This window comes from Streptomyces sp. NPDC111507, from assembly GCF_055638955.1.
On record NZ_JBVKBU010000001.1, the window covers coordinates 1,151,621 to 1,171,439 of the forward strand.

A 19,819-nucleotide genomic window follows, 5' to 3' on the forward strand; every position below is an offset into this window, starting at 1 on the left:
CGGGCCCCCCTTGGCACGGTTCACTTTGTCGTGAACCGCGCCAACGGGCGACAGACGAGCGGCAGACGATACAGCGATACGTCAGACGATCGCGGAACTGTTCATCTTGCGGGTCGAGATGATCTGGTCGATCAGGCCGTACGCGAGCGCGTCCTCAGCGGTGAGGATCTTGTCGCGCTCGATGTCCTCGCGGATCTTCTCGATCGGCGTGGTCGAGTGCTTGGCCAGCATGTCTTCCAGCTGCGCGCGCATCCGGAGGATCTCGTTCGCCGCGATCTCGAGGTCCGAGACCTGGCCGCGGCCGGTCTCACTGTAGGGCTGGTGGATCAGCACGCGGGCGTTCGGGAGCGCCATGCGCTTGCCCGGTGTGCCGGCGGCCAGCAGGATCGCGGCGGCCGAGGCCGCCTGACCCATGCAGACCGTCTGGATGTCGGGCTTCACGAACTGCATCGTGTCGTAGATGGCCGTGAGGGCCGTAAACGAGCCACCGGGGCTGTTGATGTAGACCGAGATGTCGCGGTCGGGGTCCATCGACTCCAGGCACAGCAGCTGCGCCATGACGTCGTTGGCGGAGGCGTCGTCGATCTGCACGCCGAGGAAGATCACGCGCTCCTCGAACAGCTTCGCGTACGGGTCGTACTCACGCACGCCCTGCGAGGTGCGCTCGACGAAGCGCGGGATGACGTAGCGGGACTCCGCACGAGGACCGGTGTACTCGGCCTGCGTGCGGGCGTAGAGGCCGCTGCCGGGGAAGTCGTTCACTGTGTCTCCTGAAGAGCCTGTAAGAGCCTGGGGCGGTCGGCTGGGGGCGCTGGAGGGCCGTCTGCGCCGCTCCGGGGCACAAGGAGTGCCCGGAGAGCGGCAGAGGGGCCACGCGCCGCCCTGGGGGGCGCTGAGGGGCTTACGCCGCCCCGGTGCCGCCACCGCCCGGCATACCGGCAGCGGTGGGCATGATGTCGTCGATGAGGCCGTACTCCTTGGCCTCGATCGGGTCGAACCAACGGTCGCGGTCCGAGTCACGAGTGATCTGCTCGACCGTCTGACCGGTGTGGAAGGAGGTCAGCTCGGCCATCCGCTTCTTGGTGTGCAGCAGCCGCTCGGCGTGGATCTTGATGTCCGACGCGGAGCCCGCGAGGCCGGCCGAGGGCTGGTGGATCAGGATCTCGGCGTTCGGCAGGGCGAAGCGCTTGCCGGGGGTGCCCGCGCTGAGCAGGAACTGACCCATCGAGGCCGCCATGCCCATGGCGATCGTCACCACGTCGTTCTTGATGTACTGCATGGTGTCGTAGATCGCCATGCCGGCCGTGATCGATCCGCCGGGGCTGTTGATGTAGAGGTAGATGTCCTTGTCCGGGTCGGAGGCAAGGAGCAGCAGCTGCGCCGTGATCTTGTTGGCGATGTCATCGTCGACCGCCTGGCCGAGGAAGATGATCCGCTCGCCGAGCAGTCGGTTGTAGACCTGGTCGCCGAGGCCACCACCGAAGGGTTCGCCGGCAGCTGTGGGCATCAGATTCGTCACGTATCCACCTGCTCGTCTTACGACGGCGCCGGGCCGTCTCACGTCTTCTGCTGGGGGCGTGGGACCCCGGTGCGACAACCGCCCGGGGCGGCTTCGGGGACTCCCCTGCCCTCGTATTCATGGACCCTAACGCGCGGGTCCCTCCGGGGAATCCCGCAGAAGGAACTGTTCGCTGTGAGCGCATGCGCTCCGCTGGGTTGGACAGGGGGTTTGGCGGGGCCGCGCCCCCGACAGGGGCGCGGGGAACTGCGCGAGCGACCCCTCACAAGCCGCACCCGCCGATGGACCGTTCGTGGCACACGCGGCTGCGGCTCCGTGGGGGCTGAGCGCGCCCACGCGGCGGAGCCGCACGGATGTCACAGCCCCGCGCCCCTGAAGGCCGACGGCCCCCGGGGACACGAGTGTCCCCGGGGGCCGTCGTACAGCTGCTGAAGCGCCGCCGGCTTACGCCTCGGGCTTCTCCTCGGAGGCCTCGGTGGAGGCCTCGTCACCGTCGGTGACCTCGGCGACGACCTCGGTGGCCGACTCGGTCTCGTCCTCCTCGTCGTCGAGGTCGACGACCTCGCCGTTGGTGTCCTTGACCGTGGCGGCCTCGACGACGACCGCGAGGGCCTTGCCGCGGGCGACCTCGCCGACCAGCATCGGGACCTGGCCGCCTTCGACGACCGCCTGGGCGAACTGGTCGGGGGACATGCCGGAGGAGGCCGCACGCCGCATGAGGTGCTCGGTGAGCTCCTCCTGGTTGACGTTCAGCTTCTCCTTGTTGACGAGCTCGTCAAGGACGAACTGGGTCTTGATGCCCTTGACCGCCGCTTCCTTGGTCTCGGCGTCGAACTCCTCCTCGGTCTTGCCCTGGATCTCCAGGTACTTCGCGAGGTCGAGGCCCATCTGGCCGAGCTGGTGGTGCTCGAGGTTGTGCTTACGGGTGTTGATCTCGTCCTCGAGCAGCTTCTCGGGGACCGGGACCTCGACCAGCTCGAGCAGCTTCTCCAGGACACGCTCCTGGGCCTGCGTGGCCTGGTCGTACTGCTTCATGTTCTCGAGGCGCTTGCGGCTGTCCGCCTTGAGCTCGTCGAGGGTGTCGAACTCGGAGGCGAGCTGCGCGAAGTCGTCGTCGAGCTCGGGCAGTTCGCGCGCGGCGACCTGGGTGACCTTGACGGTGACCTCGGCCTCCTTGCCGGCCGCCGAGCCGCCCTTGAGCTCGGAGGCGAAGGTGGCCTCGCCACCGGCCTCCAGGCCCTTCACGGCCTCGTCGATGCCGTCCAGCAGCTCGCCGGAGCCGATGGTGTAGGACACGTCGGAAGCGACGCCGTCCTCCAGCACCTCTCCGTCGACCTTGGCCTCCAGGTCGATCGTGACGACGTCGCCGTCCTGGGCGGCGCGCTCGACCGGCGAGGTGGACGCGAAGCGCTCACGGAGCTCCTCGACGGCCTTCTCGACGTCCTCGTCGGCGACCTCGACTGCGTCGACCTCGACCTCGATGCCGGAGTAGTCCGGGATCTCGATGGTCGGGCGGACGTCGACCTCGGCGGTGAAGTTCAGCGTTTCGCCGTCCTTCAGCTCCGTGATGTCGACCTCGGGCTGGCCGAGGACGTTCAGCTCAGCCTCGTTGACCGCTTCGGTGTAGAACTTCGGGAGCGCGTCGTTGACGGCCTCTTCGAGCACGGCGCCGCGACCGAACCGCTGGTCGATGACGCGCGCCGGGATCTTGCCCTTCCGGAAGCCCTTCACCGTGACCTGCTGGTTGATCTTCTTGTACGCCGCGTCGAGGCTGTCCTTGAGCTCCTCGAAGGGCACCTCGACAGTGAGCCGAACCCGAGTCGGGTTCAGGTTCTCCACGGCGCTCTTCACGGTTCGGTCTCCTTGTGGCTGACTTCTTGGGGGTACTGCTGCGGGGTTCTGCTGTTTGTTTCTGCCGAGATCAGGCAGAGCCTCAGCGGATTCGCGGCCCTTGAGAGACGTAACAGTGCAGACACACGGGCGCGCAACCTGCATAGTAACCGCAGGCGGTACACGCCCCAAAAGGCGATCTTGCGATCCCGGCCATCGACTGTCGGGCATCTGTTCTCTCGCGTGATCCGTCGCCTGACGTGTCGCCGGAACCGGCTGGTGGTCGGGGTGGCGGGATTTGAACCCACGGCCTTCCGCTCCCAAAGCGGACGCGCTACCAAGCTGCGCCACACCCCGTCGGTGCGACACGTAGGGTACATGCCCGGAGACAGCGCGGCTGCCGCATTTCACGAGCGTCCGCGGGGTCGCGGAACGGGGTGTGCGGGGACGGGGTGCGACCCGCTACGATGCCTCCTGTGCCGGGGTCACTGACCTGCGGTGCTCTGTGTGCGGGCGTAGCTCAATGGTAGAGCCCTAGTCTTCCAAACTAGCTACGCGGGTTCGATTCCCGTCGCCCGCTCCATACGGCTCAGGGCCGGGCCGGAGGATCACTCCTCCGGCCCGGCCCTGATCGTTTTCCGGGCGGGTCGGATCGCCGGTCGCTTTGTCCACCGATCGTTTTGCCGGTCGTTCTGCCGACCGGTCGGATCCCCCGAGGGATTTCCCGGTCGGCCGGATCGCTGATCGAGCCGGCAAGGAGAGCACGGTCGGCCCGGGGCGCGGCCGTCGGGTCCGCGTCCACGAATGGGGGCGGTGAAGGCGTCGGCCCGTCCCGCCCGGAGATCAGAACCAGGGATCAGAAACTGATCGAGTTGATCGTCTGCGCTATCGAGTCCAGGAACCGCTGGATGGACGGAGCCATTCCGGTCGATGCGAGGAAGAAGCCGAAGAGCACCGCGACGATGGCGGGCCCCGCCTTGATCGATCCCCCTCGGATCAGCACCACGAGGATGATCGCCAACAGCAGTACCACTGACAGCGAAATGGCCACAACTGATCACACCCTACGGTCGGTCCGCTCTCCCGGCCCGGGGGTGCAGCCCCTCACACCCCCGCCAGAACCATCGTGCCACCAACGCGGCCCCCGTATGCCGCAGGTGACACATCGTCGGTCGGGGCCGCCCGGGAACCGCACGCTCCCACCCTCCCGTGGCGGACCAACTGTGCGCCCTCGTACGGTAATTCGACCGTGCGCCCGCATGGGAAATTCCGAGGGATCGTTGCCGTGTCCACACATCCCGTTCGCAGGAATTTCCAATTGTTGCCACAGGCGCGGCGAGGAAACCCCAAAGGGCGCCCGGAAGATGATCCCGAAGACACCGAAGAATGGACATTTCACCAGAGTCGCCCGCGAGTGTTATGCACCAATTAGTCATGACGAATACGGACAGAACGACGCCACAACTATCGCACGCGGTAAGGGGAAATCCTCAAATCCGGGGTACTCGAAACGTTACTCACGGACGAACTCACACGTGATAAGCAGGAATAACGCCAGGAGTTTTACGAAGACACACAGACAACGCTAGGGTGCCTCAGATGTTCCACGCCGCCTCGTCCCCCGCAAGAGCAGCAAGGTCCTGGATCCTCTCCTCCGCTCCCTCCGCTCCCCGCGGTTTTTGGTGGGAGGCTTCGTGACGAACTCGCTCCACCCGAACGGTCCCCGCCGAACGCCGCTCCCCCCGGCGGAGCGGCCGGTGGAGGGGGTGCCGACCGCGCGCTCGGGCCCGAGCCTGCCGTCCGACCGGACTTCGAAGCCGGCCGGCGCCACGGCCGCCACCGCCCCCACGGCCGCCACCGCCCCCCAGCCCGGCACACCGCGTGACGCCTTCTTCGACAACGCCAAGTACCTGGCGATCGTGCTCGTGGCCATGGGCCATGCCTGGGAGCCCCTGAAGGGTCAAAGCCGCGTCCTCGAAGCCGCGTACATGGTCGTGTACGCCTTCCACATGCCGGCCTTCATCATCATCTCCGGCTACTTCTCCCGCAGTTTCGACATGCGCGCCGACCGGCTGAAGCGCCTGGTCACCGGCGTCGCCGTGCCGTACGTCGTCTTCGAAGTGGCGTACGTCCTCTTCAAGCGCTGGGCCGACGACGATCCCTCGCTGCCGGTCAGCCTGCTCGACCCCTGGTTCCTCACCTGGTTCCTGTGCGCGCTGTTCATCTGGCGGCTGACGACGCCGCTGTGGAAGCTGGTCCGCTGGCCGCTTCCGCTCGCGCTCCTCGTGGCCATGCTCGCGACCACCTCGCCGTCCATCGGTGACGACCTGGATCTGCAGCGGACCCTCCAGTTCCTGCCGTTCTTCGTGCTGGGCCTGTGCATGAAGCCCGAGCACTTCCAGCTGGTGCGCCGCCGCGAGGTGCGCATCCTGTCGGTGCCGGTGTTCGGCGCCGCGCTGGTCGTGAGCTGGTGGGCGGTGCCGCGGATGAACCCCGGCTGGTTCTACCACCGCGACAGCGCCCAGGAGCTGGGCGTCCCCTGGTGGGTCGGCCCCGTGATGGTGCTCGCTCTCCTCGGCTGCTCGCTGGTGCTCACCGCGTGCTTCTTCGCCTGGGTGCCGCGCCGCAGGATGTGGTTCACGGCGCTCGGCGCGGGCACGCTGTACGGCTATCTGCTGCACGGTTTCCTGGTCAAGGGCGGCGACTACTGGGGCTGGTTCGACCACAAGTGGCTGCACCGGCCGCTCGGCGAGATCTTCGTGACCCTCGTCGCGGGCGTGGCCGTCACCCTGCTGTGCACGGCGCCGGTCCGGCGGGTCTTCCGCTTCGCGATGGAGCCCAGCATGGAGTGGGCGTTCAAGCGGGACGCCACGGAGCTGGCCCGCGAACGAGCCAGGACCCCCGCGTAGCCACCGTCGACCCTGGTACGGCCGCTGTCAGGCCGGCGGCAGTCCCAGCAGCGTCCGCATCGCGGCGTACTTCTTGGTCAGCCGCGCGCGGGTGTGCTCGTCGAGGACCGCGAGCCGGGCCGGATCGGCGTTGTGCGCCAGGTCCGAGGCCTTGACCACGAGAGCACCTGGAGTCGTGCGAATGCGTTTCGCGTACGACTCCGGGAGCTCTCCCTCGCGTTTGGTCAGCGCGAGCACGATGTCCTTCGTCCGCCCGGTCAGCGCGGCCTCGCGCAGCCAGTCCTCGGAGAGCACGTCGTCCTCGACGGCGTCGTGCAGCCAGGCCGCCGCGATCTGCTCGTCGTCGCCCCCGCGCTCACGGACCCCGTCCGCGACGGCCTGCAGGTGCTCGGTGTAGGGCCGCCCCGCCTTGTCGGTCTGGGCGGCATGCGCCGCACGGGCGAGGGCCTCTATTTCGGCCAGGGTCAGGAGAGTCTGCGTCACCCCTCCAGTGTCTCCCGCCGCAGCGCCGCGCGGGCGGGGACGGTGACCGCCGTCAGACCGAGCATGACAACCGCCCCGGCGAAGGACCCGTACAAAAGGGGCGGGATGTACGGTCCCCGCCCGGTCAGCCCCTTCATCATCGGCACCAGCGTGGCGAGCGCGATGGCCGTGCCGAGGACGATGCCGGCCAGGGCGACCAGCAGGGCCTCCCAGCGGATCATGCGCAGCACCTGGCGGCGGGTGGAGCCGATCAGCCGGAGCGTGCCGAGTTCGTCGCGCCGGTCGAGAACCGTCATCACGAGGGTGTTGGCGGCGGCGACGGCCGCGAATCCGCCGAGCACCGCCGCCATCACGGTGTTCGCCCAGGCGTTGAGCGCGCGGTCCCGGGACTCGGCGATGGTGTGGTCGGCGCGGTCGAGGACCGTGCCGAGCCCGGCGAGACCGGCCGCCGTGCCGCCCTTCGTCCAGATCTCGCTGTCGAAGGAGTCGGTCACGTGACGCGCCAGGTCGGCCCTCGCGAACGTGACCTGGGACAGCCCCAGGCCCCGGCCGTACGTCGCCACGAGCGTCGGGGACACCTTGGTGCCGTCGGGCAGGCGGAGCGCGAGCCGGTCGCCCACCTCGGCGTGGGCGCTGTCCGCGAGCGAGGCGTCCATCGCGACCTCGCCCGGCTTCAGGGAGAGGGTGCCGTGCCGGACGTCAAGGTCCTGGACGGCGGCGAGTTCCCGCACGGATCCGGTGACCCCCTGGGCGGTGGCCGACTCCAGTGAGCCGCTCACCGGCACCAGTACCGCCGTCTTCAGCAGGCCCACGGCCGAGGTAACGCCGGGCGTGCGGGCGGCCCGTGCCACCGCGTCCGGGGCGAGGCCGGTGTCCGAGGTGACGATGTGATCGGCGACGATGCCACGGCGCTGCTGCTCCTGGGTGGCCCGCTCCTCGCTCGTGTGCGTGAACACGAGCACCGAGGAGAAGGCCATGGCGAGCACGATCGGGGTGATCGCCGAGGCCATCCGGCGAGCGTTCGTACGGGAGTTGGCGGCGGCCAGCACGGCGGAGGCGCCCGCGCCGCGCAGCGGCAGCCCGAACAGTGTGGCGCAGACACGCGCCACCAGCGGCCCGAGCAACGCCACCGCCAGCATGAAGAGCATGACCACGCCGAGCGCCGCGTTGGCCGCGTCCTCACCGGTCAGCGAGGCGGCGAGGCCCGCGCAGACGAAGCCGCCGGCCGCCGCCGCGAGCCCCAGCGGCGTACGGATCCAGCCCGGCCGCAGCCGTTCCACGGATGCTTCGCCGAGCGCGAGCCCCGGTTTGATCCGCGAGGAACGGCGGGCCGCCATGCAGCCCGCGAACAGCGCGGTGAGCAGCACGGTGCCCACGGCGGTGAGCAGCGGGATGTACGAGACGGACAGTTCGACGGCCTCGGGGACCGCGCCCTTGTCCTTCAGCTGTCCGAACCACCAGTGGGCGAGGCCGATACCGGGGAGGCAGCCGACCACTCCCGCCGCGGGGGCGACGAGCAGGGCCTCGGTGGCGATCGTGCGGCGGATCTGCCGCGGGGTCGTGCCGATGGCGCGCAGCAGCGCGAACTCACGGCGGCGCTGGCCCACCGAGAGGGCGACGGTACCGGCCGCGGTGAAGACGGCGACCACGGTGGCGATGCCCCCGAAGGAGCCGCCGAGCCCGGTGAGCAGGTCCCTGGCCTCGGCGAGCGAGGCGTTCTCGACGGCGCCCCGGTCGTCGCCGGTGTGCACCCGCGCGTCCGAGGAGGCGCCGAGGACCCGCGCCACCTCGGACTTCAGCGTCTCGGCGCGGACGCCGTCCTTGGGGAGGACGGCGATGGCGTCGACCCGGCCCGGGTACGCGGAGAGGCGTACGGCCTCGGCGTCGGTGAACCAGACGGCGGGCGTGGGCTGTGGGGCGGTCGTGCCGGAGACACGGAAGGTGTGGGGTCCGTCGGCGGTGGTGAGCGTGACGCGGTCGCCGACGGCCCTGCCCCGGGCGTCGGAAAGGACGACCTCACCAGGGCCTGGGGCGCGGCCGGCCACGACCTTCTCGCCGGTGAAGGCCGTGGAACCCCAGCCATGCGCGGTACGGGCCTCGTGTGCGGTACCGGTCTTGTGCGCGGTACCGGTCCTGTGCGCGTCGGCCTGGACGGGGAAGGTCACATCGGCGATCGCCGTACGCGCTCCCGGTACCGAAGCGGCCTTCGCCACGAGGGAGTTGTCGAGGCGGGCGCGGTCCGGGACCTGGGTGGTCTCGTCCTCGCGGTCCTCCCCGTGGCCGCTGACGAGATGGGCCCGCTGGTCGGCGGCGACGACGACCGGGGCGTGGGCGTAGCGCTGGGGCGGCACGGATGCCCGTACGCCCGTCTCCAGGAGGATGCCGCAGGCCGCGACGACGAGTGCGGCCATCGCGAGCGCGACGAACGTGCCCACGAAACCGGCGGGCCTGAAGCGCAGGGCGGCGCGGGCGAGACCGTTGGGGAGGCGTGCGGACCTGGTCATCAGGCTGCCGCTCGGGCGTACGCGGGGGTGGTGAGCGAGGTCATGCGGGCGGCGATGTGCTGGGCCGAGGCGCGTTCGAGGTGGTCGGCGATCGAGCCGTCGGCGAGGAACAGGACGCGGTCCGCCCAGGCGGCGGCCGCCGGGTCGTGGGTGACCATGACGACCGTCGAGCCGAGGCCGTCGACGGCTCCCCTGAGCAGGCCGAGGATCTCGGCGGCCGTGGTCGTGTCCAGGGCTCCCGTCGGCTCGTCCGCGAACACCACGTCCGGGCGGGTGACCAGGGCGCGGGCGATCGCGACGCGTTGCTGCTGGCCGCCGGAGAGCTGGCCGGGGCGGCGGCGGGCCTTGTCGGCGAGACCGACCTGGGCGAGGACCTCGGCGGCGCGGTGGCGGTCGGGGCGGTGGCCCGCCAGGCGGGTGGGGAGCACGACGTTCTGTTCGACCGTGAGGGAGGGGAGGAGGTTGAAGGCCTGGAAGACGAAGCCGAGGCGGGTGCGGCGCAGGGCGGTCAGCTTGTTCTCGCTCATGCCGGTGATGTCCGTGCCGCCGAGGTGGACGGTGCCGGCAGTGGGGCGGTCGAGGCCGGCCGCGCACTGAAGGAACGTGGACTTTCCGGAGCCCGAGGGGCCCATGATCGCGGTGAAGCTGCCGCGGGGGAGGGCGAGGTCGAGGCCGCGCAGGGCGTGGACGGTGTTGCCGCCACGGCCGTACTGGCGTCGGACGCCGCGGAGCTCGACGGCCCAGTCGGTGGTCGGATCCGGGCCGGCCGCGACCGCGTTCGCGTGTTCGTGGCGCTTCTTCCGCAGGCCCATGGTGGGTCCGTCCTTCCGCCGCATTCGTCTGTTCGCTCGGGTGATGTCTCGAACGTACGGATGGGGAGGGGGGTGGGACCATGAGGCGGACCGCCGACTCCGGGTGGGGAGAACCCCACCCGCCCGCGGGCGGGACGCGGAGTCGTCAGCGGATCGCCGTGGCGCCGTCCCGGCAGATCAGGAGGAGGGCCCGGTCGTCGTTGACGTCCTTGGCGACCGCCTCGATGAGATGCCACGCGGCGCCGTGGAAACCGCCCGCGACATAGCGGTCGGCCTCGCCGGTGAGGCGGTCGATGCCCTCGACGATGTCACGGTCGGAGGTTTCCACCAGACCGTCCGTGAAGAGCATCAGGACGTCCCCGGGCCGCAGGGAACCCTTGACGGGGTCGAACTGGGCGCCGTCGTACACCCCGAGGAGCGGACCCTCCGCACCCTTCTCCTCCCAGCGCCCGCTGCCCGCGCTGAGCTGAAGGCCCGGCGGGTGCCCGGCGGAGAAGAGTTCGTAGTCGCCAGAGTCCAGGTCCAGGACCAGGTGGATCGACGTGGCGAAGCCCTCGTCCCAGTCCTGGCGCAGGAGGTAGCCGTTCGCGGCGGGCAGGAAGGCGTGGGGTGGGAGCGATCCCAACAAGCCGCCGAATGCTCCGGAGAGGAGCAGGGCACGCGACCCCGCATCCATCCCTTTTCCGGACACGTCGGTCAGAACGACTTCGAGCGTTCGGCCGCTGTTCGTACGTGCGGCCACGACGAAGTCCCCCGAGAACGACTGACCGCCCGCCGGGCGCAACGCCATCTCCCGGTGCCAGCCCAGCGGCAGGCCCGGCAGCTTGCTCTGCACCCGGATGCGTTCGCGCAGGTCGAAGAGCATGGTGCCGCCGCGCCGCCAGGGCACGCCGACCCGGCTCCGGAACTGGGCGATCAGCAGGCCGAAGAAGCCGCAGGCCGCGACCACCAGGACCACGCCCGGGGTGACCCGGGAGGGGCCCTCGGTGTACGGGCCCAGCTTCACCGACTCCACTATGAGCGCGGTGGCGGCGGCCGCGTACAGACCGAGCAGGCTGGCGGGGCGCAGCAGAAGGCCGCCCGCGACGATCGGCAGGACCAGCGCGGCCGGGGAGCACCAGACCGAGTTCATCAGCGTCGTGGCCGCGATCACGGGGATGGTCAGCAGCAGACCGGCCAGTGCGATCCAGTCCGAACCGTCGCCGCGGAAGTAGTCGACGGCGGATCTGCGCACGCCGGTGCGGGCCCGGTGCCACTGCTTCTTCAACCGGGCCGTGAACGTCTCGGCTTCCGCGCGCCGCTCTCGTCCTGCTGCCATTAGTTCGGGACCCTATCCATCGGACCAGGTGCTTGGCACGGGAGGTCCCACTTGTCCCCCGTCCGAGCGCTCAACATCACAGTGAACGCCGCCTCCGGAGGTGGGCGAAATTCCCTCGCTCGTACCGCATTGCCCTGGTAGTCATGGCGTATGACGACTGACTTGCGGGTGTTGCGGCAGCCCGAGTGGGACACGTGGTACGACAACCTGGTCCGCGCGTTCGGGGGCGTACCGGAGTCGTCCGAGGAGCGCGAGGTGATGAACGCGCTCACAGAGTACGACCGTTTCCTGGGGATCTGGGACGGCGACCAGTGTGTGGGCACCGCGGGGGCGTTCTCCTTCCGGGTCACCGTCCCCGGCGGCACCTCCGTACCGGCCGCGGGCATCACGATGGTGAGCGTCGCGGCAACCCACCGGCGGCGCGGGCTGCTCAGGTCGATGATGCGGCGGCAGCTGGACGACATCCGCTCATGGGGCGAACCGCTGGCCGTGCTGACCGCGTCGGAGCCGGTGATCTACGGCCGGTTCGGCTACGGCATCGCGACCCACCAGTACAACGTCGAGATCGACACGACCCGGGTACGTCTGTCCGTACCGCCCGGCACCGATGACGTACGTCTACGGTACGCCGCGCCTGCCGATGTGCTCGACGCCTGCGAGGCGGTGTACGCGCGGCTGGTCCCGGGCCGGCCCGGGATGCTGGCGCGGCGGCCCGACTGGGACCGGGCGATGCTGCTCGACCCGGAGAGCGAGCGGGACGGGGCGTCGCCGTTGCAGTGCGTGGTGGCCGAGCGGGACGACGAGGTCGTGGGCTACGCCCGGTACCGGATCAAGCAGGACGGCGACCACCGCGGGGCCGGGTTCACCGTCCGCCTCGACCAACTGGAGGCGCTCGACCCGGCGGCGCACGCGGCGCTGTGGCGGTTCCTCTTCGAGATCGACCTGACGTCCACGCTGCACGCGTACGGTCGCCCCGTCGACGAGGCGTGGCAGTACATGGTGTCCGACATCCGCCGCTGCGCGGTGCGGATGCGGGACGCGCTGCATGTGCGGCTCGTGGACGTCGGTGCCGCGCTGGAGGCGCGGACGTATCAGGCTCCGGTGGACACGGTGTTCGAGGTCGAGGACGTGTTCTGCCCCTGGAACGAGGGGCGTTGGCGGCTCACCGGGGACGCCAAGGGCGCGACCTGCGTGCGTACGTCGGACGCCGCCGATCTCGCGCTGTCCGTACGGGAGTTGGGGGCGGCGTATCTCGGCGGGGTGTCCCTGGCCTCGCTCGCGGCGGCGGGGCGGGTGCGGGAGTTGCGACAGGGCGCGCTCGCGGAGGCCTCGGTGGGCTTCTTGTCGGCCGTCGCGCCCTGGTTGCCCCACGGGTTCTAGCCCCCAGGGGGCGATCCCGGTTCAGCTGTTCTGGCAGGTCGGGCACCAGAAGAGATTGCGGGCGGCGAGACCGGCGGTGCGGATCTCGCCGCCACAGATATGGCAGGGCAGGTTGGCCCTGCGGTACACGTACACCTCGCCGCCGTGGTCGTCCACGCGTGGTGGGCGGCCCATGGCCTCCGGGGTGTGTTCCGGGCGGACGGTGTCGATGCGGTTGTTGCGGACGCCCTCGCGCATGAGTGCCACCAGGTCCGTCCAGATCGCGTCCCACTGCGTCGGGGTGATGTCCTTCCCCGTGCGGTACGGATCGATGCCGTGCCGGAAGAGGACTTCTGCGCGGTAGACGTTCCCGACGCCCGCGATGATTTTCTGGTCCATGAGGAGGGCGGCGATCGTCGTACGGCTGCGGGAGACGCGGTGGTACGCCGCCGACGGGTCCGCGTCGGCGCGGAGGGGGTCCGGGCCGAGGCGGGCATGTATCGCCTGCTTCTCGTCGTCCGTGATCAGGGCGCAGGTGGTGGGGCCGCGGAGGTCGACGTACGACGTGGCGTTCGCGAGGCGGAGGCGGACCGTGTCGGTGGGGGGTGGGGCGGGGGCGTCGCCGAAGTTCACCTTGCCGAAGAGGCCGAGGTGGATGTGGATCCAGTCGGCGGTGCGGAAGGCGAGGAAGAGGTGTTTGCCGTGGGCGTCGGCGTGTTCGAGGGGGGTGCCGTCGAGGAGGGCGGCGGCGTCGGTGAACTTGCCCTGGGGGCTGGTGACGCGGGTGGGCCCGCCTGCGAATCTGGCCTCGTAGTCCTCGGCCAGCCGGTGAATCGTGTGCCCCTCGGGCACGGGGTCCTCCTCGTGCGGCAGTGTCTTCTACGGCGTCGACGGATCGGGGGGTTGTTTTTTCGCCCCCGCCGCCCCTACCCGTCCCATCCCCAGGGGCTCCGCCCCTTCAACCCCACCAGAGGCTACGCCCCCAAACCCCCACGGGGCTGCCGCCCCTGCACCCCGCCAGGGGTTACGCCCCCTGGACCCCGCGGAGCCCCGCCCCCAAACCCCGCGGAGCCCCGCCCCTGCACCCCACCGGGGGCTGCCGCCCCCTGAACCCCTGCGGGCATCCGCCCGGACCTCCCGCGTCGGCGCCCTTGTCCTCAGACGCCGGATGGGCTGGAGATGCGGGCCGGGGTGGGTGGGACATCGACTCCGGCCTTGCCCTCAGGCGCCGGTCGGGCTGGAGGCGTCCGCCAGGGTGGGTGGGCTTGCTCTCGGGGGCCGGACGGTTTGGAGATGCGGGCCAAGGTGGGTGGGCTTGCTCTCGGGGGCCGGACGGTTTGGAGATGCGGGCCAAGGTGGGTGGGCTTGTTCTCAGGGGACCGACGGGCTGGAGATGCGGGCAAGGGTGGGTGGGCTTGTTCTCAAGGGACGGGCCGGGATGAGGGCTTTCAGGGGCGCGGGGAACTGCGCGACCAGCCCCCACCGGCCCGCGGCCGAAGAACGAAGGGCGGCCGGGGGATCCGGGGCGCAGCCCCGATCCTGTAGGGGCGCGGGGAACTGCGCGGGCAACCCCCACCCACCCGCGGCCGAAGAACCACCCGCGGCCGGGGATCCGGGGCGCAGCCCCGATCCCCTAGGGGCGCGGGCAAGCCCCGCCCGCCCGCGGCCGAAGGCTCAGGCCTGCTGGGGGTGGTGGGGCGGGACGGGCGGAAGGTCGCCGGTCTTTTCGTAGGCCGACAGCATGTCGATGCGGCGAATGTGGCGCTCGTCACCGGAGAACGGCGTGGAGAGGAAGACCTCCACGAACTTCGTCGCCTCCTCCTGCGAGTGCATCCGCGCACCCACCGCCACCACGTTGGCGTCGTTGTGCTGCCGCCCCAGCGACGCAGTCTCCTCGCTCCAGGCGAGCGCGGCACGAACCCCGTCCACCTTGTTCGCCGCGATCTGCTCCCCGTTGCCGGAGCCGCCGATCACGATGCCGAGCGCCTCGGAATCGGCCGCCGTACGCTCCGCCGCGCGGAGGCAGAACGGCGGGTAGTCGTCCTGGGCGTCGTAGATGAGGGGCCCGCAGTCGACGGGCTCATGCCCGGCGGCCTTGAGCCACTCGACGAGGTGGTTCTTGAGTTCGAAACCGGCATGATCAGAGCCGAGATACACGCGCATGGTCCGAGTGTGACACGGCCGTTTCGGATCGACCTCGCCGGGTGCCGTCAGCGAAAACTGTGAGCAACTCTACAAACCTCAAGGAAACCTCAAGTAACAATCTGGATTCAAAGGTTCACGAATTCCTTTGCCTCCGATTCACTGGACCGGCTCGTTACAGGGTCCCTACAAGGACCCGCTCGGGCCCGTACACCGCTCGTACGGAAATCTGCTCACCCGGCGCAAAGGAATCCCCCCTCATGACCTCGCAGCCGACCCCCACGAAGGCCGCAAGCGGCCCCGGAGAACCCGGTTCGGGCCTCCAGGCCGGCCTCAAGAACCGTCATCTGACCATGATCGCCATTGGTGGCGTCATCGGAGCCGGCCTCTTCGTGGGCTCCAGCTCCGGTATCGCCACCGCGGGCCCCGGAATCCTCCTCTCCTACGCCCTCGTCGGCACGCTCGTGGTGCTGGTGATGCGGATGCTCGGCGAGATGTCCGCCGCGAACCCGACCTCCGGTTCGTTCTCCGCGCACGCGGACCGCGCGCTCGGACGCTGGGCCGGTTTCTCGATCGGCTGGCTGTACTGGTTCTTCTGGGTGGTCGTGCTGGCCGTCGAGGCGACCGCGGGAGCCAAGATCCTCGAAGGGTGGATGCCCGGCGTACCGCAGTGGGGCTGGGCGCTCATCGTGATGGTCGTCCTTACCGCGACCAACCTGGTCTCCGTCGGCTCGTACGGCGAGTTCGAGTTCTGGTTCGCCGGGATCAAGGTCGTCGCGATCGGCGCGTTCATCATCGTCGGCGGGCTCGCGATCTTCGGCGTGCTGCCGGGTGTCGACGCCCCGAAGGCCGGCCTGGGGAATCTGAGCGAGCACGGCGGGTTCCTGCCGCACGGGCCCGGCGCGATCCTCACCGGTGTGCTCCTGGTCGTCTTCTCCTTCATGGGCAGCGAGATCGCGACCCTCGCCGCCGGTGAGTCCGAGGACCCGCAGCGAGCCGTCACCAAGTCCACCAACAGCATCATCTGGCGCATCGGCGTCTTCTACCTGGGCTCGATCCTCGTCGTCGTGTCCCTGCTGCCGTGGAACGACCCCTCCATCAAGGACAAGGGCTCCTACGTCGCCGCCCTCGACTCCCTCGGCATCGCGCACGCCGGTGAGATCATGAACTTCATCGTGCTGACCTCCGTGCTGTCCTGCCTGAACTCCGGGCTCTACACGGCCTCACGGATGGCGTTCTCGCTCGGCGAGCGCGGCGACGCGCCCAAGGTGTTCGCGAAGACCACCTCGCGCGGTGTCCCGATGGCCGCGATCGTCGTCTCGGTCGTCTTCGGCTTCGTCGCCGTCTTCTTCAACTACAAGTTCCCGGACTCGGTCTTCCTCTTCCTCGTCAACTCCTCCGGCGCGGTCGCCCTGTTCGTCTGGCTGGTCATCTGCTTCTCGCAGCTGCGGATGCGGAAGATCATCCAGCGCGAGGCGCCGGAGAAGCTGGTCGTGAAGATGTGGCTGTACCCCTACCTGACCTGGGCGACGGCCGCGCTGATCGTCTTCGTCCTCGGCTACATGCTGACCGACACGGAACACGACGGACGCGAGACCGTACTGCTGTCGCTGCTCGTCGCCGCGATCGTGCTCGCGATCGCCTTCATGAAGCAGAAGCTCGGCGGCTCCGCGGCGACCGAGCCCGCGGGCGACGGCGCGCCGGTGGGCGCCAAGGAGCCGGTCGACGCCGCGTCGGAGGCCTGAGCAGGCGGACGCGGATTCCGGCGGAATCGGTGACGGGGAGGGGCCCGGCGGCAGCTGCCGCCGGGCCCCTCCCCGTTCACAGGGGCGTGAAGCTCTTCTTGACCGCGTCGTAGACGGGGAGCGCGGTCGCCTCGATGTCGGGGTGGTACCAGGTGCTGATCTCGTACGACGTGCCGCCGGAGCGGAAGCCGAGCAGTCGGACGTGCCAGAGCCTGCCCCTGGCCGTGACGGTGTACTCCCAGACGACCGCGGGCGCGCCGCGGAACGTGGTGCGCTCCAGGCGGATCCGGCGGTAGTTCAGGCCCTTGCTGGTGCCCACCTCCGCCTGCTGCCACTGCGCCAGCAGGTCACCCCGGGCCGGGGTCGCGTTGGCCACGATCTCCTGCGCGCGGTCGGGCGAGGTGTAGTGCACCTCGGAACCGCTCTGCGCCACCCGCTGCCAGCCCTGCGGCGGCACCCACGCGTACAGTCCGGCCTCCTTCCGCGCGCCCGCCGGCAGGCTCGGCGGGCGTGACGTGCCGTCGACGGTGGGGGGTGGGGAGGAGGGGTCCGTGGAGGGGTCCGTGGAGGGGTCGGTGGAGGAGGTCTGCGCGGAGTTCGGCGACGTCGACGAAGCCGATGGCGAGGTCGGAGTGGACGCGCCGGTCGTGTCGTGGGAGGAGCCGCCCGTCTGTGTCATGACGAGCCCGACGACGGTTCCCACGATCACCACACCACCGGCGGCGGCCAGGCCCATCCGGCGCCGGCCCCGCCGTGGGACGGAGGGCACGGCGGGGCCAGGAAGTTCGCCCGGCGGTATGACCACCGCGCGGGAGACCGTGGTGTGCGTGGCGAGGGAGGGGGGTTCGGGAAGCGGTGAGGGTGCGCGCGGCTCGGGGGCGGGTGTGGGTTCGGGGGCGGGCGCGGGTGGGGGTGCGAGCTCGGGGGCGGGCACAGGTGGGGGTGCGGGCTCGGGGGTGGGATCGGGCAGGGGGGCGGGTTGCGGGATGGCGTCCTGTACGGGGTCCGGCTCGGAGGCTGGTTCGGGGGGCGGCTCGGGGGCCCGCTGGGGCGGAAAGTGGTGCGCCGCGCGTATGAGGCTCACATCCAGGAGCGCGCGCGTGGGCGACTCCTGGTGGAACGGGGGGACGGGGGGCGGCGCGGCTTCCGGTGCCTCCGGTGCCTCCGACGTCCCCAGCGACCTCAGTGCATCCGGAGCCTCAGCCATCCCTCCCGCCTCCGACGTCTCGGATGCCTCTGGCGACTTGGATGCCTCCGGTGCCTCCGCTATCTCCCGTGCCTCTGCCGCCTCCGACGGTTCCCGCGTCCCTGGCGCTTCCGGTGATTCTGGTGATTCCGCCGCCGGTTCGGGGACGAGCCCCGCTTCCGGGGACTCCGTCTCCTCCGGTCGAGGGAAGGCGATCGGGCGCAACGCCGTCTCGAGCTCAGCCAGACCCGGTCGGGTCGACGGCTCCTTCTCCAGCAGGGCGGCCAGGATCTCCCCCAAGTCGCCAGCTGTGGAGGGGAGTTCGGGCTCCTCGTACAGGACCGCGTGCAACGTCGCCAGGGTGGTCGAACGGGAGAACGGCGAGCGGCCGCCGAGGGCCGCACAGAGCGTCGCCCCCAACGACCAGACGTCGGACGGCGAGCCCTGGGGGCGTCCGGAAACACGCTCGGGTGCCATGTAATCCGGAGAGCCGACCAGCATCCCGACCATGGTGAGTGCCTCCGCGTCCTGGAGCGCGGCGATGCCGAAGTCGGTGAGGACGACACGATGTCCGCGCCGTTCGACCAGAACGTTGCCCGGCTTGATGTCCCGGTGGAGTACTCCCCCGGCGTGCACCTGGCGCAGGGCCGCGACCAGTTCGAGCCCGATACGGGCCGCGGTGGGCGGGTCGAGCGGTCCGTCCTCGACCACGAGTTGTTCGAGGGAGCGGCCGGCGACGAGTTCCATGACGATCCACAGCCGCTCGCCCTGGTCCACGACGTCGTAGATGCGCACGACATTGGGATGGTCGATCCGGGCCGTGGCCCTGGCTTCGCGCAGGGTGCGTTCGCGGCGGGTTCGGGTGTCCTCCGGGTCGAGTCCGTCGATCCGCATTTCCTTGACGGCGACCTGCCGGTCGAGCATTTCGTCGGTGGCTCGCCACACCCGTCCCATTCCCCCCTGGCCAATACTCTCGGCCAGCCGATAGCGACCCGTCACCAATAATCCCGGAACACCGCCACTCGTATTCCCCGTCAATCCCCTGCACCCCCTCAACACCCGCCACAATCGTCCGCCACCTCAGAAACACAATGGTCACACTTCATGCCGTACCAGCATAGTGCGGAGAAATCTTGTGGTACCTCTTCAAGTACTGCGAATTCAGGCGCAGCCAAGGGGGGCGAACATGAGTTCTCGTCACACGACGACCATCGCGGGATCGCTGCTCACGGCATCTTTCTCGGCCGTGATGATCCTTTCCTTCACCGCCGTCGCGGACGACCAGGGACCGGGGAGCAGCAAGGGGGGAAAGGCCATGGACCCGGCGCCGGCGGGGGTGAAGCTGACCACGCTGCTGCCCGAGAAGATCTCGGTGGACAACAGCTCGCACGAAACGGCGCTGACCGCCACGGTGAAGAATGAGGGAACCAAGGACAGCGGAAAGATCCGGCTTTTGGTGGTCGGATTCGACGGCCTACAGGTCAAGAGCGTCAAGGGTTGTTCCGCCATGGCGGACAAGGATCTGCCCAAGGGTTCGAACAGTGGATTCGTGTGCGATGTCGGCAATCTCGCGGTCGGAAAGTCACAGTCGTACGCCGTCGCCGCGACCTTCGATCTGAGCAAGACCGGAAAGATCTGCCTGCCGGTGCAGGACAGCGACGGAAAGAAGACGTTCTGGCAGCAGGGCCCGGTGCCGTTCGGTACGACGAACCCGTCGCCGAACGCTCCGGCCACTCCGCTGCTGCTCGACACCGAGAACAAGCCGGTGACACCCGGCGGCGACCAGTTGCCCAGGACCGGCGCCGGGAGTGACCTGCTGCCGCTCGGCGCGGCGGGGGCGGCGCTCGTCTCCGTCGGGGCGGCGGGAATGTGGTGGGCCCAGCGGCGGCCCCGCCGGCAGTCGCAGGCGTGAACGCAAGAGGCTCGTCGGGGTGTTGCTGGGGGGCGAACCAGAGAAGCCTCTTCTAAGGGGATCCGGCCTCCGACGGTTGGGGAACTCCCAGAGGGCGGCA

15 protein-coding genes and 2 tRNA genes are annotated in these 19,819 nt (G+C 69.9%); 5 read left to right on the top strand and 12 right to left on the bottom strand.

Annotation, left to right across the window (positions count from 1 at the left end; translation table 11 throughout):
- Positions 1-81: 81 nt before the first annotated feature.
- From ACZ7M2_RS05120 to ACZ7M2_RS05135, 4 genes are all read right to left on the bottom strand, one after another.
- Positions 82-762: an ATP-dependent Clp protease proteolytic subunit gene (locus tag ACZ7M2_RS05120; protein ID WP_054231896.1), complete on the bottom strand. Its 681-nt coding sequence runs from the start codon at positions 760-762 to the stop codon at positions 82-84.
- 139 nt (positions 763-901) lie between these two features.
- On the bottom strand, positions 902-1,507 hold the full coding sequence (locus ACZ7M2_RS05125; protein WP_266421778.1) for an ATP-dependent Clp protease proteolytic subunit: 606 nt from the start codon (positions 1,505-1,507) through the stop codon (positions 902-904).
- Between the two features lie 456 nt (positions 1,508-1,963).
- Positions 1,964-3,370, bottom strand: coding sequence for a trigger factor (tig, locus tag ACZ7M2_RS05130; RefSeq protein ID WP_471594166.1), 1,407 nt, complete (start codon positions 3,368-3,370; stop codon positions 1,964-1,966).
- 259 nt (positions 3,371-3,629) lie between these two features.
- Positions 3,630-3,706, bottom strand: a tRNA-Pro gene (locus tag ACZ7M2_RS05135).
- Between the two features lie 152 nt (positions 3,707-3,858).
- Between ACZ7M2_RS05135 and ACZ7M2_RS05140 the strand changes: the two genes are divergently transcribed.
- Positions 3,859-3,932 (top strand) — tRNA-Gly (locus ACZ7M2_RS05140).
- Positions 3,933-4,205: 273 nt separating this feature from the next.
- Here the strand turns inward: ACZ7M2_RS05140 and ACZ7M2_RS05145 are convergent.
- Positions 4,206-4,400, bottom strand: a complete 195-nt coding sequence (locus tag ACZ7M2_RS05145) for a hypothetical protein (protein ID WP_054231893.1) — start codon at positions 4,398-4,400, stop codon at positions 4,206-4,208.
- A gap of 643 nt (positions 4,401-5,043) precedes the next feature.
- Between ACZ7M2_RS05145 and ACZ7M2_RS05150 the strand changes: the two genes are divergently transcribed.
- Entirely contained in the window at positions 5,044-6,258 is a 1,215-nt protein-coding gene (locus tag ACZ7M2_RS05150) for an acyltransferase family protein (RefSeq protein WP_471594167.1), read from the top strand.
- Positions 6,259-6,285: 27 nt separating this feature from the next.
- Here ACZ7M2_RS05150 and ACZ7M2_RS05155 read toward each other — a convergent pair whose 3' ends face one another.
- The 4 genes from ACZ7M2_RS05155 to ACZ7M2_RS05170 form a co-directional block, all read right to left on the bottom strand.
- Entirely contained in the window at positions 6,286-6,741 is a 456-nt protein-coding gene (locus tag ACZ7M2_RS05155; RefSeq protein ID WP_471594168.1) for an HD domain-containing protein, read from the bottom strand.
- Positions 6,738-9,245 carry an ABC transporter permease gene (locus ACZ7M2_RS05160; RefSeq protein WP_471594169.1) on the bottom strand — a complete coding sequence of 836 codons (2,508 nt, stop codon included), beginning with the start codon at positions 9,243-9,245 and terminating at the stop codon, positions 6,738-6,740. The genes ACZ7M2_RS05155 and ACZ7M2_RS05160 overlap by 4 nt, the downstream gene beginning before the upstream one ends.
- Positions 9,245-10,057, bottom strand: coding sequence for an ABC transporter ATP-binding protein (locus tag ACZ7M2_RS05165; protein ID WP_471594170.1), 813 nt, complete (start codon positions 10,055-10,057; stop codon positions 9,245-9,247). Before ACZ7M2_RS05165 ends, ACZ7M2_RS05160 begins: the two co-directional genes overlap by 1 nt.
- A 145-nt stretch (positions 10,058-10,202) precedes the next feature.
- The gene (locus ACZ7M2_RS05170) at positions 10,203-11,375 is read right to left on the bottom strand and encodes a PP2C family protein-serine/threonine phosphatase (RefSeq protein WP_471594171.1); all 1,173 of its coding nucleotides are present in this window, start codon (positions 11,373-11,375) and stop codon (positions 10,203-10,205) included.
- Positions 11,376-11,525: 150 nt separating this feature from the next.
- Between ACZ7M2_RS05170 and ACZ7M2_RS05175 the strand changes: the two genes are divergently transcribed.
- Entirely contained in the window at positions 11,526-12,755 is a 1,230-nt protein-coding gene (locus ACZ7M2_RS05175; RefSeq protein ID WP_471594172.1) for a GNAT family N-acetyltransferase, read from the top strand.
- A gap of 21 nt (positions 12,756-12,776) precedes the next feature.
- On the opposite strand, the gene ACZ7M2_RS05180 is transcribed toward ACZ7M2_RS05175, so the two are convergent.
- Positions 12,777-13,586: an Fpg/Nei family DNA glycosylase gene (locus ACZ7M2_RS05180; RefSeq protein ID WP_471594173.1), complete on the bottom strand. Its 810-nt coding sequence runs from the start codon at positions 13,584-13,586 to the stop codon at positions 12,777-12,779.
- Between the two features lie 822 nt (positions 13,587-14,408).
- The gene (locus ACZ7M2_RS05185) at positions 14,409-14,897 is read right to left on the bottom strand and encodes a ribose-5-phosphate isomerase (protein ID WP_352046242.1); all 489 of its coding nucleotides are present in this window, start codon (positions 14,895-14,897) and stop codon (positions 14,409-14,411) included.
- Positions 14,898-15,136: 239 nt separating this feature from the next.
- On the opposite strand from ACZ7M2_RS05185, the gene ACZ7M2_RS05190 reads away from it, so the two are divergent.
- Positions 15,137-16,621, top strand: coding sequence for an amino acid permease (locus ACZ7M2_RS05190; RefSeq protein WP_471594174.1), 1,485 nt, complete (start codon positions 15,137-15,139; stop codon positions 16,619-16,621).
- A gap of 76 nt (positions 16,622-16,697) precedes the next feature.
- On the opposite strand, the gene ACZ7M2_RS05195 is transcribed toward ACZ7M2_RS05190, so the two are convergent.
- The gene (locus ACZ7M2_RS05195) at positions 16,698-18,761 is read right to left on the bottom strand and encodes a serine/threonine-protein kinase (RefSeq protein WP_471594175.1); all 2,064 of its coding nucleotides are present in this window, start codon (positions 18,759-18,761) and stop codon (positions 16,698-16,700) included.
- A gap of 232 nt (positions 18,762-18,993) precedes the next feature.
- On the opposite strand from ACZ7M2_RS05195, the gene ACZ7M2_RS05200 reads away from it, so the two are divergent.
- Positions 18,994-19,719, top strand: a complete 726-nt coding sequence (locus ACZ7M2_RS05200) for a hypothetical protein (RefSeq protein ID WP_471594176.1) — start codon at positions 18,994-18,996, stop codon at positions 19,717-19,719.
- Positions 19,720-19,819 lie beyond the last annotated feature (100 nt).

Bases quoted from the DNA above. Each gene is read 5' to 3' on its own strand.
- ACZ7M2_RS05185 (WP_352046242.1), bottom strand. From the start codon at position 14,897: ATGCGCGTGTATCTCGGCTCTGATCATGCCGGTTTCGAACTCAAGAAC.
- ACZ7M2_RS05190 (WP_471594174.1), top strand. From the start codon at position 15,137: ATGACCTCGCAGCCGACCCCCACGAAGGCCGCAAGCGGCCCCGGAGAA.
- ACZ7M2_RS05160 (WP_471594169.1), bottom strand. From the start codon at position 9,245: ATGACCAGGTCCGCACGCCTCCCCAACGGTCTCGCCCGCGCCGCCCTG.
- ACZ7M2_RS05175 (WP_471594172.1), top strand. From the start codon at position 11,526: ATGACGACTGACTTGCGGGTGTTGCGGCAGCCCGAGTGGGACACGTGG.
- ACZ7M2_RS05125 (WP_266421778.1), bottom strand. From the start codon at position 1,507: ATGCCCACAGCTGCCGGCGAACCCTTCGGTGGTGGCCTCGGCGACCAG.
- ACZ7M2_RS05200 (WP_471594176.1), top strand. From the start codon at position 18,994: ATGAGTTCTCGTCACACGACGACCATCGCGGGATCGCTGCTCACGGCA.
- ACZ7M2_RS05195 (WP_471594175.1), bottom strand. From the start codon at position 18,761: ATGGGACGGGTGTGGCGAGCCACCGACGAAATGCTCGACCGGCAGGTC.
- ACZ7M2_RS05165 (WP_471594170.1), bottom strand. From the start codon at position 10,057: ATGGGCCTGCGGAAGAAGCGCCACGAACACGCGAACGCGGTCGCGGCC.
- ACZ7M2_RS05170 (WP_471594171.1), bottom strand. From the start codon at position 11,375: ATGGCAGCAGGACGAGAGCGGCGCGCGGAAGCCGAGACGTTCACGGCC.